Origin of the sequence: Prosthecobacter gellanilyticus (genome assembly GCF_007992435.1) — a bacterium.
GTDB lineage: Bacteria > Verrucomicrobiota > Verrucomicrobiia > Verrucomicrobiales > Verrucomicrobiaceae > Prosthecobacter > Prosthecobacter gellanilyticus.
This window is the reverse complement of sequence record NZ_BKAG01000045.1, coordinates 46787-61849: the sequence shown is the minus strand read 5'-3', so window position 1 is coordinate 61849 and position 15063 is coordinate 46787. Positions and strand designations below refer to the sequence as shown.

Below are 15063 nucleotides of genomic sequence, written 5' to 3'. Positions count from 1 at the left end.
TCTGCTCCATCGGGAAATCCTTTCTGTGATTTGCTATAAAGCTCAGGGGAAGAGCTCAAGAGCGACACCGCTGTGAGCGCATAGGTGGTTATGCCGAATGAATGCGTGTTGTGCGCACGCTAGCGGTGTCGACGAGGCAAGGATTGCCCCTTACCTCTCTGCCACCGCACTCCGGGACGCTCCGCGACTTCAGCGTCTTGGGAATCCTTTCTCTTATGAAAGGAATGCTCGATCATGTGTGATCTAGTTCCTCATGAAACGGCTCCTCTTGATCCTGCTGCTGTTGGTGACGGCGGAAGCGCGTGCCCAGCTTGCCAACCAACCGCCAGCACCCCAATGGCTCGGCTTGGAAACGGCGGCTTCGAATGGCAAGATGGAGGTGAGCACGGAGTTTGATCACACCGGCAATCTGCTGAAGGCCATCCTGCTCGTGGCGGCGGATGCTGACACGGAGGTGCTCGTAAACGACAAGCCAGTCCGCCGCGCCTCCACCACCAAGGACAGCCCGGCGACGAGCCTCGATCTCACTTCTTCATTGGTGAATGGGAAAAACACACTGCGTCTGCGCACGACGGCTCCGAAGGTGGCTGCCCTCCTCGAACTCAATGGGGATCTCGCGCAGGTGCGCTGGATCCCGAGTGATGCGAATACGTGGACCTCCGCAGGTGGCAAGGTGCTGGCGATGGGGGCGGTGGATGCTGACCCCGATCCGGCCACGAACCCCTTTGATCTGAAGAAGACCTTTGATGCCTACAACTCCTGGCAGCTCGCCAAGCCGGGAGCGCAGAGCCAGGCCACCGATCCGAAGGATTTTACTTTGCTTCCGGGTTTCAAAGCGGAGCTCGTGCGTTCTGCTCAACCGGGCGAAGATTCGTGGGTGGCGATGGCTTTTGATCCGCAAGGCCGCATCACGCTTTCCAAGGAGAAGAAAGGGCTGCTGCGCTTTGATCCGAAGTCAGGTAGCACGCAGGTCATTGAAGACTCTCTGCTGGAGTGCCGTGGCCTGGTCTATGCGCATGGTGTGCTCTATGCGAATGCGAACAACAGCAAGGGCCTCTACCGCCTGCGCGATGTGGATGGCGACGGCATGTGCGAGCAGAAGGAAGAGCTCATGCACACCGAAGGCGGAGTCGGCCACGGACGAAATCATATCAAGTTAGGCCCTGATGGCCGCATCTGGATCGCGCATGGGAACAACGTGCTGCTACCGAGCGGCATCGCGCCGGATTCACCGCTGAAAAATTATGCGAATGATCAAGTGCTGCCGAATCCCTGGGATGGCAGCATGTTTGACGGAACGGTGGAGCTGCCTGCGGGGCATATCCTCGCCTATGATCCGAAGGATGGCCGCATCGAGCTCTTCGCCGGAGGTCTTCGCAATCCGCTCGATATCGCCTTCAATCGCGAGGGCGAGCTCTTCACTTTCGATGCGGACATGGAGCGTGATGTGGGCACTTCGTGGTACATGCCCACGCGTGTGTTGCATGTGGTGCCGGGAGCGGATTTCGGCTGGCGACGCGGCACGGGACGCTTCCCCTCCTGGTATGCGGACACACTGCCGAGCGTGGTAGACATCGGCCTCTCCTCACCCACCGGTATCTGCTTCGGCTACGGAGCCAAGTTCCCATCAAAGTATGAGAATGCGCTCTTCATCCTCGACTGGAGTTATGGTCGCATCATCGCCGTGCAGATGCAGGCCAAGGGCGCGAGCTATGCGGGCACGCAAGAGACCTTTGTCTCCGGACGTCCGCTGAATGTCACGGATGCTTGCGTGGGCCCAGATGGCGCCTTGTGGTTCACCACGGGTGGGCGGGGGACTCAGAGTGGGTTGTATCGGGTGACGTGGGAGGGCGGTCCAGAAGAGCCCTTCGATGCTCGAGATAAAGTCATGGCCGGATACACACCGTGGCGCATGGTGCAGGAACTTAGAGGCAAACCATCCGTCGAGCGGATCTGGCAGTTTTTGCAGGCCGCTCACCACGACAGACACCTTTTGCACGAAGGCCGGCTGGCTCTGGAGAAGCTGCCGCTGGCTGAATGGAGATCACGCGCTCTGGCGGAGCCCAATAAGTTCATCGCCATACCAACCCTTCTCGCCTTGGCGCGAGCAGGCGATGACAGCGACCGCCTGCTCATTCTCCAGAGGCTCGCCACTCAGTTTTCGTTCATCACGGCCCACCCTCCGGAGCGGCTTGGGTATGCACGGGTCACGGGGGTGGCACTAGCAAGACTCAAGACGGACATCCCACCCGATCTGAGGGACGTGCTCATCAACTGGGCTGAGAAGATGTACGGCGACACGGGATTCAACTTCAGCGAGGCGCGTCGGACGAATCGAGAGCTCTGCCGCCTTCTTGTCCGTCTTGGGTCCAAACAAGTCGTGGCGAAGTCGCTGGCCTGGCTCAAAGCTGCGACCTCCAGTGAAGATCTGCTCTTCTACCCTTTGCATCTTCGTTATGTCAAAGATGGTTGGACCATGGAGTCCAAGCGCATTGTCTTCGAAGCACTGAATCGCGCGGAGAAGCTGAATGGAGCCAGCACTTACTTCAAGGCCATCCAGGACACGCGTGGCGAACTCGCGGCGGCGCTTTCAGCGGAGGAAATGAAGGAGCTGGCATCCGTGGTGCATCCGCCGAAGCCAGCGGCGCTTTCACCGCATGCGATGCCGGGACATACTTTCCGAGTGTGGAAGATCGAGGATCTGGAGAAGCGGCTGCCGGAGGTGGCGAAGGGGCGCTCGTTTGAAAAGGGCAAGGCTGCGGCCATCGCCGCGCAGTGTGTGTTTTGCCACACGATGAGCACGGATCGCACGCTGCCTGCGGGCTTGTTTGGGCCTGAGCTGGTGCAGGTGTCCGCGCGCTTTGGAAGGCGTGATCTGCTGGATCACATCTTGAATCCTTCAAAGGTGGTGGATGAAAAGTTTCGCTTCATCACCATCACGCAGGCGGATGGCAAAACGGTGTCTGGAAGTCTGGAGAGCGAGGACGATGAGCGCGTGACCTTGAAGCCGAATCCGCTCTCACCCGAGACGGTGGAGATCGGCAAGAGCTCAATCCGCACGCGGGTGATCTCGGAAACTTCGCCGATGCCTCCAGGCCTGCTGAATGCGCTGAAGGCGGAGCAGATCCTGGATCTGCTGGCCTTCATCGAGACAGGTGGCGATCCCGCGAAAGCGAACTTCCAGCCTTGAGGTGGGCGCACGTCAGGCACACTCAGTGCATGTGGAAAAGACGGAAGCCATCCTCATCAACCGCATCCGCTACTCGGAGACGACGCTGATCGTCTCCTGGTGCAGCGCGGAGCAGGGGCTTTTCAAAACCATCGCCAAAGGTGCGCTGCGGCCAAAGTCACCGTTCTCGGGCCTGCTGGACCTGTTTGTCTCCGCGGAGATCAGCTACACACACGCGAAGGTGGGTGATCTGCACACGCTTTCTGATGCGCACTGGACGAATCCGCGCCTCGGTCTGCGCCAGAGCTATGGCCGCGTGCTGGCGGCGACGTATCTCGTAAAGCTGGTGGAGCTGGTGGCAGAGCCGCATGCGCCGCTGCCGGAGATCCATGCGCTGCTGGTGAAGGCGCTGGACTATCTCTGCGACCATGATCCGAGCGCGGCCTTGATTGAGCGCTTTGAACTGCGGCTGGCGGAGGATCTCGGCCTGGTGGGGGAGGGTGGGGCCGCTCGTGGTGCCTCGGCCCACGCGATCGAGGACAATTTTCACAAGCGTCTGCCGGTGCAGAGGCGGCAGGTGCTGGACTGGATCTCCAGCCGGAAGGGGCAGAGCCGTCCTGCGGGTCCAGAAACCGGACCTTCCGAGGAGTGATCACCGCCACAGGAGAGACATGTTTTTCACTTGCTGGCGGGCGGGAGCCGCCGCGATGGTGGACTAGAGAGTCTCAACCCTTTTAGCCCCCCGTGTCCGATACCGCCAACCCCATCCCCACCCAGCCAGTGCTGAGTCTGCTCGCCGAGGGCAGGCATGACGAAGCCCTCAAGGCGGCCACCGCAGCCCTGGTGGAGGCGCGGAATGAAGGTGCGGAAGGCGATGAGCGAAACACCCGGATCTGCCAGGCGCTCCACACGCTGGGAGATGTGCAGCGGGAGATGGAGCAGATCGTCGGCGCGGAGGCGAGCTATCGTGAGGGATTGGAACTGGCCGGAGACCGCCCTGATCTGCTGGGTGAGCGGGCACGGCTGCGCATGCAGCTGGCCACGCTGCTGGACTTCAACCAACGCGAGGCGGATGCCGCGCCGGTCTATGAGCAGGCAGCAGCGGATTTTGAGGCGCTGACGCCTCCGGACGATGTCACGGCCGCGCAGCTGCGGAACAATCTGGCCATGATCTACAAGGGCCTGGGCAAGTTCGCCCTCGCCGAGCAGCATTATCTGAGATCGCTGGAGACCATCGAGCTGCGCATGGGCCGCGAATCTGAGGCGGTGGCATCTGTTTACAACAACATCGGCAGTCTGTACTACACGGCGGGTTTTGCGGATGAGGCACTGAAGATGTTCAAGGAAGGCCTGATCATTCGCGAGAAGATCCTGGGGCCGGATCACACGGATGTAGCCCAGTCCCTGAGCAACATCGCCACCGCACGCCATGAGGTGGGGGACAACATGAGCGCGCTGCTGGATTTCGAGCGTGCGCTGCGCATCCTCGAAGAGAATGTGAAGGAGAAGGCCTCGAGTTATGAGGCGGTGGGCGGAGACTACATCTCCCTGCTGGAGGCGCTGCACCAGGAGCGCCGTGCCGAGGCCTTTCAGAAGCGCATGCAGAAAGTGCTCTCTACACTTGCTTGAGACTTCCTTTTTGGCAGCGCCGTATCACACTGCTGCCATGATACTCTCCCGCCGCCTGCTCTGCCTCCTCGCGCCGCTGCTTTTCATCGGCTGCGCCAAGCGTGATGTCCTCGTGATCGGCACGGATGCCACGTATCCGCCGTTTGAGTTCATGGATGAGCAGGGCAAGTTCAGCGGCGTGAGTGTGGCCATTGGCGATGAGATCGCCAAGAAGCTGGGCAAGCCGGTGGAGTACCGGAACATGAACTTTGACGGCCTCATCCCCGCACTGCAGACGGGTCAGATCGATCTCATCATCTCCTCCGTCACGGCGAGTGAGCAGCGCCGCCAGTCGATCGATTTCTCCGACCCTTATGTGAAGACGGGTCTCTCCATCCTGGTGGCGAAGAACTCCACCGTGCAGTCTGCGGAAGATCTGAAGGCACCGGGGCGAAAGCTGGCCGTGCGCATCGCCACCACCGGTGAGCAGTGGTGCCGTGAGTATCTGAAGGATGCCAAGCTCGTGGCTCTGGACACCGATGCCGCCTGTGTGCTGGAGGTGGTGAACGGCACCGTGGATGCCTGGGTGTATGATCAGGTCAGCGTGATGAACTACCACGCGCAGCATCCGCAGCAAACCCGCGCGTTGCTGGCGCCGCTGCGTGAGGAAGTGTGGGCCGTGGGCCTCAAGAAAGGTCGTGATGATCTGAAGGCGAAGGTGAATGAAACCATCGCCCAGATGAAGAAGGACGGCGCCTTTGCGAAGCTCGCGGACAAGTACCTCGCCAAGGAAAGGGACATGATGAAGGCGCAGAACATTCCCTTCGTGTTTGATTGAGGGGCCTCTTACTCGGTCATTTTCATCACACGCTCGGCTCTGACAGAGACACGTTCCCCGAAACCTTCGGAAGGCTTTTCGGGATACAGGGTGAGCATGCTTTTCCCCGCCATTTCCTGGTTCATGTCCGGCCCTGTCAAAAACTCGGTTTTACTGCCCAGGGTCGAAAACCGCACCTGGCCTGCAGGCGGGATTTCATTCAGCGGCTCCACACGGATCAAAAGGGTATCGTCACCCTTCCGCAGGGTCGGCGTGAGCCGCCATTCGCCAAGCTTTGTCTGGAACACCGCCGAGTCACCGATGGTGACGATCTGCGGCGGAGGCTGTGAGTAGCTCACCCTGCGAGATTGGAAGTAGTCCAGCATCTCTCGAATGGCCTTGGGGTCTTTCGCGGCCTTGATCCTGGCGCTTGCCGCCTGGGTCTCCTCCAGCTGCTTCTGGATCTCCTCACGGCTGAAGATCAGGGAGCCGTACAAACTCAGGCGCACCTGGTTCCCGGTGGCTGATTTTTCATATTCGCTGAACTGATTGACCCCCGCCAATGAGTTGGATTCAATCGCCCGTGCCACGAGCAGGATCGTGACAGGCTTTTCCGCAGTCTTCAGGTGGATGATGAGACCTTCGTTCGTGGCCAGTTCCGCCATGGCGCTCACCTCATACCGTTTCACGCGGTCCCAGTGAATCTCACCCAGCGTTGGCGGACCTGCCTTCAGAGGCCCTTCTTCAATGCCCAGCTCGACCGTGGTCTCGATGACGACCCTGCCTTGGTTCACATCTGAAGCCACGATGCTGGTGCGCACACCGGCCAGCTCCTCCTGTGATCCGGGTTTCAGCTCATGCAGGCCCATGACTTCTCGTTGTTTCAGCGAGGTTGTCAGATTCGGGGCTCCGAGAAGCTCGGCCTCCTTCATGCGCGAAAAATCACCGAGGAAGGTGGTGACCTCATGAGGCTGGAGAATCCTGCGGTCACTGTGAAGAAACACGTTCGCTCGAATGACTTTTTGGGTCAGAAGGATCGATGCGTGTTTTTTGGTGGTGGCGGTCCTGGCTGGCACAGCGGCAGGCACATCTGCTGCCGAGGCTCTCGCAATGCCAAAAGAGGCGGCGATCATGGGCAGCAGCAGAGCCAGCACGGCACAGCACAGGCAGAAGGCAGCGCCCAGTCTCTGCCGCACGCCGCGTGCTTGCATGAGCGCGACGATGCGTGCTTTCAACCGACGAGCAGGAAGGGAATGGGCCATAGGTGTGACGCAGCCTGCATGGAGACGAGGCTGGGCTCACATGAGCAGGAAGTCTGCATACGCGCGGTGATCGCGGCTTTCGCTGTGGCGCAGGGCGGCGGCATCACAGACCTCCTCACGAGCACGCGCGTGGCATTCCATCAGCAGATGGGCAAAAGGGTTCCACCAGAGAAAGGCGCGCAGGCACTCCTGAATCCAGGAGTGAAGGGTGTCTCCCATGCGCAGATGCTCCTGCTCATGGCCCATCATCCATCGCCATTCCGTGGATGTCAGTGTTTGAAATGCGGAAGCGGGCACGGCAATGACCGGCCTCAGCCAGCCCACCGCACAGGGCGATCCTTCACGTTCAAAGACCCGCAAGCGGCTTGCATCCATGCCGGATGGCAGAGACGAGACTTCCATTTCGTTAGGTCGACGCAAGGTCAGGCTCCAGCGCAGCACCCGTGCCGTCCGCCAAAAATGGCGCAGCAGCAGGGTGATCAATCCGATCCAGAAGAGGTAGCGCAGGGCATGCACTAGGTCATCGATGCTCCAAGCGGGCTTCGGCATAGGTGATGATACGGGACTGGCGGTGACTGGCTTTGCTGCGGTCGTGCTCTCAACCGCAGGCACCACGATGCGCCAGTCCGTCTCCAGTGTCTCACGCACGGCGGTGAGCAGAGGTGCCTTGCCCATGTAAGGGTACGACCACTCGGAGATCACGGAAGGCCCGATCACACAGAAAGCCAGCGCGATCCCGGCTGCAGCGCTCCGGCAGAGGGGATCACGAAGCAGCAAAGTCACACCCCATCCTGCCGAACCAAGAATGAGACTATGAAGGGCAAAGTTGATGAGAAAGACAGAGTCCGCATTCACGACTCGCCTCCTTTCCCGCCGGGTTTGCCGCCCTTCACCAGCTTGCGCAGTTCCGCGAGCTCGCTTTCGCTGATCTCGCCGCTCTCCACCAGGCAGCGCACCAGGGCCAGGCTGCTGCCGCCAAAGAAGCGCTGCTTCAGCTCCTTCAGCACGCTGTTGCGGCCAGGCTGCTCCTGCACGGCCGGCGTGTAAGCATGAGTGCGGCTGGAGTCATCGCGCTTGATCCAGCCCTTGGTTTCCAGCCGGGTGAGCTGGGTCTGCAGCGTGTTTCGTGTCACCGGCTCAGGTCGCCCCTGGTTCACACCTTCCAGAAGCTCAAGCACAGAGGCAGGGTGCTTTTTCCAAAGAATGTCCATCAGCGCCTGCTCGGCGGCGGAAAGGGGCGGCAGTGATTTTCGGGCCATATTTCATCAGATTGACGACAAATGTCGGATTTGTCCAGTATGAAATACGACACTTGTCGTATTTGGTGAGGCCTACTGGTGGCTCCGAGTGTCAAAACTGCCCGGTGCGTAGCAACACGAGCGTGCAGGCCTCTTCGACCTCAATACCTGCTTGGGAGAGCTTGTCCTCGAGTTCGGCATTCTCTGAGCCTGGATTGAAAATGACGCGCTTCGGCTTCACGGTGACGAGCTTGTCTCCGAGGCCCTGGGAGATCGCCGGTCCGACATACATGGTCACCGTGTCCACGGTGCCCGTGATCTGCGTGAGATCCGCTACCACGGGCACGCCTTCGATGCTTTCCAACCTCGGATGCACGGGCACTACTTCATGGCCATGCTGGCTCAGCAGCAGTTGGGCTTTGTGAGCATAGCGATCAGGCTTGTCACTGGCACCGACGATGACCACGCGTTCGGAGGAAGAGCTCATGAGGAAGGTTTGTCGTTGTTGTTTTCGGGCTCGTCGTCGTCATCGAGGTGGAAGTGATGCAGCACACGGTGCGCCAGGGGAGTGAGCACAATGCCGGTCACGGTGATGAAGATCAGCCCGCTGAACAGAGCATACGCGCTGGCGAAGATCTTGGCCTCATCACATGGCAGCTCGCCCATGGGACCCATGCCGCCGAGGATCATGGAGGCATTCAAAAGCGAGTCCACCCAGGAGAACGCGGCGATGTAATGATAACCGAGCACCCCGATGCCCAGGGCAAAGCCGCCGAGCGCCAGCGCGCCTAACAAGAATTTCAAAAAACGCCAGGCAAACACATGGTTCGGCGCCAGGGGGCTTTCCCGGGATTCGAAGTTCAGCATGAGGTGCATGATACCAAGCACCGCGCACATGCAATGGCGTGACGGGTAAAACTATGAGGCTTTCCGCGGGGGTATAAAAAAGCACCCGGATGACTCCGGGTGCTCTCCATGAAGTGGATGGATGAAGGAGACTTACTTCTGCACGGGGCCGTAGCCAGCCGCGGGCTTGCCATCCTCACCCAGCTTGCCAGTGGCCCAGAGGAGACCGCGGGCGACGAGATCCAGGAAAACGGGGTCTTCCATGGTGCTGTTGTTGTGGCCCATGGTGGTGCCGAAGACCTTGGCGTTGCCGTAGGTGTTCACCCAGATGAGGAAGTGGTCCTTCTTGGTTTCTTCACCGTAGGCCTTGGCCAGCGGGACGAAGTTTTCCCAGAGCTTTTCATTCTTGTAGAGCTCGTCCTTCGCATCCAGCCACTCAGCTGGGAAGCCTTTCATCACGGGATGCTCAGGGGCCACGTTTTTCACCAGCAGATCGCGGTTTTTCTCATGGCTCATGGAGGTCTGGCCGATGCACTTGCGCCATTCATCGGTCTTCGCGGCACGGTAGCTGTGCGTGGAGCAGTGCAGCATCACGGCAGGCACGCCGTCACGATGCGCCTTGGCGATGCGCTCCACGAAAGCGACGTCCTCGATGCCGCCGAAACATTCGTTATGCAGGACGAGGTCGTAGCCCTTGGCCCAGTCGTCCTTTTCATAGATGCTGATGCGGTGGGTCTTGTCCTTCTTGCCCTCGGGGCCTTCCTCGTGGACGACGGTGAACTCCACGTTTGCGCGGGCGCTGAGGCCCTCGGCCAGGATCATCTTCTGGTTCTCGTAGTCATGGCAGCAGCCGCCCGTGACCATGAGCACCTTCAGCGGCGCAGGCTTGGCAGGGTCAGCGGCGATCACCGTCCAGGTGACCAGGACGGCAAGAAGGGAAAAGGGAAGCAGGAGGCGTTTCATGGTTGGGCAAGAGGGGATTAGGAGACGAAGGAACGCCCCTTGGCGAGCCATTCTTCAGGGCAGTTGCACGACTTCGGGAAAATCGCAGGAAACGAGCTTCGAGCTTCAGTGAGTCGTGTTTCATCTGGCCGACTGTTATCTCCCCGCACATACTGGCTCCGGACCTGATGTCACCTAATCTATGCCTGGCTTGAACGATGGAGATTCCTCTCTGGCAGTCCCTTTCTCTGAAGGGTCGTCCTTGATCGCCATAGGCTGGTTGAGCGTGAATATGGACTATCCGAAAGGATCGGTGTCCAAGAGCTTCTTTGATACTCTGTCTTCTCATGCCAGATCCGCGTGGAGGCCGCCTTACGCCTGCGCGGGATTTCACGACTGCGACCTCTGCCAGTTTGGCAGATCGAGTGCCCGGCATGGAGATCATGAGTGTGGCTCCTCATCCAACTCGGAGTTGTTCATTCCGGCCGGTGATCGGATCTACGTCTCGCCGATGAACATCCTGCACTACATCGGCGCACACTGGTATCAGCCCCCGCCAGAATACATCGCCGCAGTGGAAGCCTGCCCGCCTCAAAGAAGCGCGGCCTATCTAAAATTGCTGCTTTCCTCAGGCGGGAGAAAATGGCTGAAGAGTTTCGATGAGCCTCCTCCTGGAACTCCAATCAAGCAGGCCAATCCAAACACGTAAGCGGCCGGCATTCCACACTGGCTCTATTCCCGCCGGATCGCTTCTAGCAGTCTTCCACGCACGGCACCGGTGACGGCGAGCCAGCAGGTGAGAAGGCCGAAGATGAGGACACCGCCGAGAAGCGCGCCGAGGAAGCAGACAGGCAGATCGCCGCCGCCCTGAGACACGCTGGGCCAGACGGCGATAAGGGCGCAGACGACGCCGAGAAGCAGGCCGGCGATGAGCAGGAACACATGCTCGCCTAACACCAGTTTGCGCAAAGCCGCAGGCATGAAGCCGAGGGCCTGCATGAGGCCCAGCTCGCCGCGTCGTTCCAGGACATGACGTGCCACAAGCACGCCGAGACCGGCGGTGCCGAGCAGCACGCCGAGACCACCGAGGATGGTGAAGATGCCGATGTAGGTGTTTTGCACGGCAAGGAAGGCCTCGAGGCGTTGCTTCGCAGGTTCGAGAGCGAGGCCGCGCTGCTCGAGCTGGCGCGTGAGATGCGCGCTGACCTCGTTCACCTTGTCCGCCGGGGCATCGATGAGGAAGAAGCGATAGCCTGAGGCATCGGGATAAGCTTTCAAGAAGGCTGCTTCACTGGTGATCATCTTTCCCTGCAGCACGGAGCCGCCGACGAGGCCGCTGATCTGCATGCCAAAGGTTTCACCGGCAGCGTTCTGATAGTCCACCGTTCCGCCCACACCTTTGCCGAGACCCCACATGGCGGTGGCCTGATCGGCGATGGCCTGGGGGTTCCGGGTTCCCGGTTCATTGTGCTCTGTTGGAGACAGAGCGTTCCAACCCTCGCCTCCGGCAAAGCGGAAGCGGCTGTCCAAAAGCGCAGGGTTCACGCCCACCAGCACGGGCTTCTGCGCGCGGTTGAGGTTTAGGCAGCTCGCGTCATCGCCTTCACGCACACGGAAGGGCACGATCTTCACTCCCTTCATGAGCTCCTCATCCAGGCCGAAGGCTTCGATGCCAGCCTTGGTGTTGAGGTCCTCATAGATGGGCAGGGATGATTCGCCGATAAGTGCAAAGCCTCCGGTTCCGGAGTCGCGCTTCGTCACATCTCCCGCGCTCATGCGGAAGGCATTCACGGCGGTGACGAGGAAGATGCCACCGGCCATCATGCCGATCACGGCGAGGCTGCGCGAAGGACGGCGTGAGATGTTGCGCCTGCCGATCTGCGTCAGTGTTTGAGCCAAGGCGCCACGATCACGGCGCATCCAGTCGCCTGCGAGTCTCAGACCCGCGATCATGAGCATCATGCCGCTGCCAAAGAACATACCTGCCACGGCTTCGGGTGCCTTCGCTGACTTTGCGCCGAAGACGAGGCCAATCGCCAGCACCACCAGTGACACAGAGATGATTGTCCTCCGCTTGCCAACCGTGGGCGCGCTTGTCAAAGCGCGATCCGTTTCACCCGTGAGCAAGTCTCGGGTCTGCGCGCGGAACATCTTCCGGCTGGCCCACCACAAGGTAAGAAGCACGATCAAGATCGAACCCACGGCTGCTCCAATCTGAGTGCCGATGCTGGCGGAGTAGATCAACGGCAGTCCCTGCGAGGCTCCGGACCAGGCTCCGCTCAATCCAGCAAGCGCAGCCTTGGTGTAAAACACGCCACCGGCCAAACCAACAATGCTTCCAATGATGGCGATGACACCTGCTTCGCCTAGCAGGGCCCTGCGCACTTGCTTGGTCGTCCAGCCGAGCGCGAGCAGCAAGCCAACCTGCGAGGCGCGACGCTCCAGCGTGAAGAGGAAGAGCAGTGCCGCGAAGACCAATGCCGCGGCGATGAGGAACATGCTCAGGCCGATGAAGAGCCCACCGAAGTCCACGCTGCCTTTTGCGGCGGCATCTGCGTCCTTCTTGAAGTCGCGAGGTGTGAGGCCGATGTCGGCGAGCTGAAGCGTGGCGAGCAGTTCGCTCTTCAATGCGGCCTCATCCTGGCCGGTATCGGCAAAGCGGATGCCGGTGAGATTGCCGAAACGATTCGCCCAAAGCTTCTGCCCTTCGGCGAGAGAGATGAAACCTTTGGGCGTGGCTTTGTAATCGTCCCAATACTTTTCGTCTTTGTCGCGGATGGCCTTCATGTCCATCGGGATGCCGGGTTCCCAGTCGCGGCAGTTGTCCACATCTGACACGCCCGGAAACTCAGGAGTCCAGGCGCGTGTGACTTCGGGATCGGTCATCGGCAGAATGCCGCGCACTTTAAACTTCGCGCTCTCCTGCTTCAGTTCACGGCCAAGTCCGACCACGAAGTAGAAAACCTCCACCTCATCTCCGATCGCAAGGCTCTGATCCTCCGCGAGCCATTGAGAAATAGTAATCCCTGATTCTGCTGAGCCGCCGATGCGATCCACCGCAGTAATCATGGAATAAGGTGTGCCACCTTTCGCGGACTTCAGCCCGTTTACCAGATAGGTGAGCACACCATAACTGCCCTCACGCTTCAGCAGCTTCGAGGCGAGACTGTGATCCATGAAGACGCGGCTGGTGCTGACTTCCCATTCCTTCTGTGAACCCGCGACGCGCGTGAGCTTCAAGCCAAGGTCATCGAGTGTCTTGCCCTGCTCCAACTGAGAACCGGGAACTGAGAACTGTGAACTGAGTGCCGCGTTCACCTTTCCATCCATTTCAATTTGATTCTGCAGGTCCTCCAACCCAACAAACACTGTGTCAGGCGTGATCTGGGAGGCAATGAGCTGGAAGGCGCCGAAGTCTTCTGGACTCACAATGCCGGCCACTTGGCGGCGCAGAGAGACATCCTGGTTCGTGCTGCCGGAGAGCGGTGCGTCACGCGAAATGGCGCTGGGGCGCTCAAGACGGACGATGACGGTGTCACCACCCTTGATGCTGAGCTTGCGAGCCAGCGGCTCATTCACGAGTACTTCACCACGGCCAAAGGTGCGGGGTGTGCCACTGGTGCTCAGCTTCCAAAAGCCTGCATCCACACCCAGAACCTGCGTTCCATTCACACGCACCTTGCCATTCGCATTGGCGGTGGAGCCGACAGCGATGATGACTGGCTCAGAGCCAGCCTTCTTCGCGAGATCGGCTGTGAACCAACGGTCACCACCGAGCAGGCCGGACTGCACCTTGCCGAGACGCAGTTCCGCCACACGACGAAGACTGGCGCGAACTGAGTCACCGACCAGCAAAGAGCCGCTGAGAATCGCCGAGGCCAGGAAGGCGCCGAGCAGCAAACCCAGGTGTCCGCGCCAGTAGTGCCGCGCGGAGGAAAGGACGAATCGGGACAAGGTCATGCAGCCAATACGCACGTTCAGCAGGCATCGCACATGGAAGTTGGGAGGTGCGAGGGCTGTTTTTTACAGGATTAACAGGATGGCAGGATGAACAAGATTCCAGAGAGGTTCTTTGAGGGCCTACGGAACACGTGGAAGACACGGAAATCCGGACGGGGGTGATGCGGTAGAATGAATAGGGCCGTCGTTCTGGCTGGCGCGACTTTGATGGTCGGCGATGGGGACGAACTGATGGGGCGTGCGGGATGCAACCCCATCGGAATGGGGTTGTACGCCAGAGGCCGGTCATTCGGTGCTAGCTGAAGAACACGCGCTCGGCGGTGCCGTGCAGCATGGCGGCTCTTTCACTGGCAGTCAGGAAGTCCAGGCGGTCGCGGATGAGGGAGATGGAGTCGTGGTAGTTGTGACCGGGATCGACCTGGAAGGGGCAGTCGCTGGCCCACATGAGGCGGTCCGCGCCGAAGTGATCGCGGCACTCCTTGATCATGGGGCCGAGATCGAGGTAGGGCGGCTGCTTCTTGCCCAGGGCATAGAAGGCGGAGGTCTTCACGGTGACCTTGGGATACTTGGAAAGGTGCAGCAGGCGATCAAGCTGCGCGCGGTCCGCCGGACCCTTCATGCCGAGACGCGCGAAGTGGTCGATCACCACGGGGGTCTGCGGATTCTTCTCGCACATCTTCGCCACGGGGCCGAGGGCTTCGGGGTTGATGAGCAGGCACATGTTCAGGTTTTCATCAGCGGCCACTTTCCACATCTCGGTGATGCCGGGAGAGTCAAACCATGCGGTGGCATCTGCGCCTTGCGGCACCAGGCGGAAGCCGCGCACACCTTGCGCTTTCAGCGCCTTCATGCGGCCACGGATGTCCGGGGCCTTTTCATCAATGATCGCGACACCGGAGAAGGTGCCGGGATGCGCCGCCATCATGTCCAGCATGTAGCGGTTGTCCGTCTTGTAGTAGCTCATCTGAATGAGCACGATGCGGTTCACGCCTTCCGGTTTGCAGTGGGCAAAGAGCTGCTCGGGCGTGAAGCTCGGCGGAGCCATGTCTGCCTTCTTATAACCTGCCGCCAAAGGATACTTCTCGGTATCCGGCGTCCACACATGCACGTGCGCATCGATGTGGCCTCCAGCGCTGGTGAGCGCGGCACAACTGCTGACTTGCGTGCCGAGCGCGGCACCGAGGGTGGTCGTGAGGAAATGGCGGCGGTTGTTCATGGCGA

General features: G+C 60.1%; 13 protein-coding genes. 5 read left to right on the top strand and 8 right to left on the bottom strand.

All coding sequences use genetic code 11. The annotated features are described in order from the left end of the window. Positions 1-253: 253 nt before the first annotated feature. The 4 genes from BGE01nite_RS22770 to BGE01nite_RS22755 all read left to right on the top strand — a co-directional run bounded on the left by BGE01nite_RS22770 (position 254) and on the right by BGE01nite_RS22755 (position 5615). Entirely contained in the window at positions 254-3190 is a 2937-nt protein-coding gene (locus BGE01nite_RS22770) for a DUF7133 domain-containing protein (protein WP_146854032.1), read from the top strand. 31 nt (positions 3191-3221) lie between these two features. After that, on the top strand, positions 3222-3821 hold the full coding sequence (recO, locus tag BGE01nite_RS22765; protein WP_170266989.1) for a DNA repair protein RecO: 600 nt from the start codon (positions 3222-3224) through the stop codon (positions 3819-3821). 92 nt (positions 3822-3913) lie between these two features. Further along, positions 3914-4798, top strand: coding sequence for a tetratricopeptide repeat protein (locus tag BGE01nite_RS22760; protein WP_146854028.1), 885 nt, complete (start codon positions 3914-3916; stop codon positions 4796-4798). 37 nt (positions 4799-4835) lie between these two features. Continuing rightward, positions 4836-5615: a transporter substrate-binding domain-containing protein gene (locus BGE01nite_RS22755; protein ID WP_246145784.1), complete on the top strand. Its 780-nt coding sequence runs from the start codon at positions 4836-4838 to the stop codon at positions 5613-5615. A gap of 8 nt (positions 5616-5623) precedes the next feature. Here BGE01nite_RS22755 and BGE01nite_RS22750 read toward each other — a convergent pair whose 3' ends face one another. From BGE01nite_RS22750 to BGE01nite_RS22725, 6 genes are all read right to left on the bottom strand, one after another. Next, positions 5624-6856, bottom strand: coding sequence for a hypothetical protein (locus BGE01nite_RS22750; protein WP_146854024.1), 1233 nt, complete (start codon positions 6854-6856; stop codon positions 5624-5626). Between the two features lie 36 nt (positions 6857-6892). After that, entirely contained in the window at positions 6893-7711 is an 819-nt protein-coding gene (locus BGE01nite_RS22745) for a M56 family metallopeptidase (protein ID WP_146854022.1), read from the bottom strand. Continuing rightward, a complete protein-coding gene (locus BGE01nite_RS22740) occupies positions 7708-8115 on the bottom strand; it encodes a BlaI/MecI/CopY family transcriptional regulator (RefSeq protein WP_146854020.1) in 408 nt (135 codons plus the stop codon). Before BGE01nite_RS22740 ends, BGE01nite_RS22745 begins: the two co-directional genes overlap by 4 nt. A 91-nt stretch (positions 8116-8206) precedes the next feature. Continuing rightward, positions 8207-8581, bottom strand: coding sequence for a CoA-binding protein (locus BGE01nite_RS22735; protein ID WP_146854018.1), 375 nt, complete (start codon positions 8579-8581; stop codon positions 8207-8209). Beyond that, complete coding sequence (locus BGE01nite_RS22730) at positions 8578-8961, bottom strand: hypothetical protein (protein WP_146854016.1); 384 nt, start codon at positions 8959-8961, stop codon at positions 8578-8580. Before BGE01nite_RS22730 ends, BGE01nite_RS22735 begins: the two co-directional genes overlap by 4 nt. 132 nt (positions 8962-9093) lie before the next feature. Beyond that, positions 9094-9903 carry a ThuA domain-containing protein gene (locus tag BGE01nite_RS22725; protein ID WP_146854014.1) on the bottom strand — a complete coding sequence of 270 codons (810 nt, stop codon included), beginning with the start codon at positions 9901-9903 and terminating at the stop codon, positions 9094-9096. Positions 9904-10084: 181 nt separating this feature from the next. Between BGE01nite_RS22725 and BGE01nite_RS22720 the strand changes: the two genes are divergently transcribed. Continuing rightward, on the top strand, positions 10085-10591 hold the full coding sequence (locus BGE01nite_RS22720; RefSeq protein WP_484479028.1) for a DUF7919 family protein: 507 nt from the start codon (positions 10085-10087) through the stop codon (positions 10589-10591). A gap of 23 nt (positions 10592-10614) precedes the next feature. Here BGE01nite_RS22720 and BGE01nite_RS22715 read toward each other — a convergent pair whose 3' ends face one another. Further along, entirely contained in the window at positions 10615-13842 is a 3228-nt protein-coding gene (locus tag BGE01nite_RS22715) for an FtsX-like permease family protein (protein ID WP_146854010.1), read from the bottom strand. Positions 13843-14137: 295 nt separating this feature from the next. Further along, the gene (locus BGE01nite_RS22710) at positions 14138-15058 is read right to left on the bottom strand and encodes an amidohydrolase family protein (protein ID WP_146854008.1); all 921 of its coding nucleotides are present in this window, start codon (positions 15056-15058) and stop codon (positions 14138-14140) included. Between the last annotated feature and the right edge of the window lie 5 nt (positions 15059-15063).

What these genes read in the sequence shown, in the direction of transcription:
- BGE01nite_RS22770 (WP_146854032.1), top strand. Translation starts at nt 254, where the DNA reads ATGAAACGGCTCCTCTTGATCCTGCTGCTGTTGGTGACGGCGGAAGCG.
- BGE01nite_RS22755 (WP_246145784.1), top strand. Translation starts at nt 4,836, where the DNA reads ATGATACTCTCCCGCCGCCTGCTCTGCCTCCTCGCGCCGCTGCTTTTC.
- BGE01nite_RS22750 (WP_146854024.1), bottom strand. Translation starts at nt 6,856, where the DNA reads ATGGCCCATTCCCTTCCTGCTCGTCGGTTGAAAGCACGCATCGTCGCG.
- BGE01nite_RS22740 (WP_146854020.1), bottom strand. Translation starts at nt 8,115, where the DNA reads ATGGCCCGAAAATCACTGCCGCCCCTTTCCGCCGCCGAGCAGGCGCTG.
- BGE01nite_RS22735 (WP_146854018.1), bottom strand. Translation starts at nt 8,581, where the DNA reads ATGAGCTCTTCCTCCGAACGCGTGGTCATCGTCGGTGCCAGTGACAAG.
- BGE01nite_RS22730 (WP_146854016.1), bottom strand. Translation starts at nt 8,961, where the DNA reads ATGCTGAACTTCGAATCCCGGGAAAGCCCCCTGGCGCCGAACCATGTG.
- BGE01nite_RS22725 (WP_146854014.1), bottom strand. Translation starts at nt 9,903, where the DNA reads ATGAAACGCCTCCTGCTTCCCTTTTCCCTTCTTGCCGTCCTGGTCACC.
- BGE01nite_RS22720 (WP_484479028.1), top strand. Translation starts at nt 10,085, where the DNA reads ATGCCTGGCTTGAACGATGGAGATTCCTCTCTGGCAGTCCCTTTCTCT.
- BGE01nite_RS22715 (WP_146854010.1), bottom strand. Translation starts at nt 13,842, where the DNA reads ATGACCTTGTCCCGATTCGTCCTTTCCTCCGCGCGGCACTACTGGCGC.
- BGE01nite_RS22710 (WP_146854008.1), bottom strand. Translation starts at nt 15,058, where the DNA reads ATGAACAACCGCCGCCATTTCCTCACGACCACCCTCGGTGCCGCGCTC.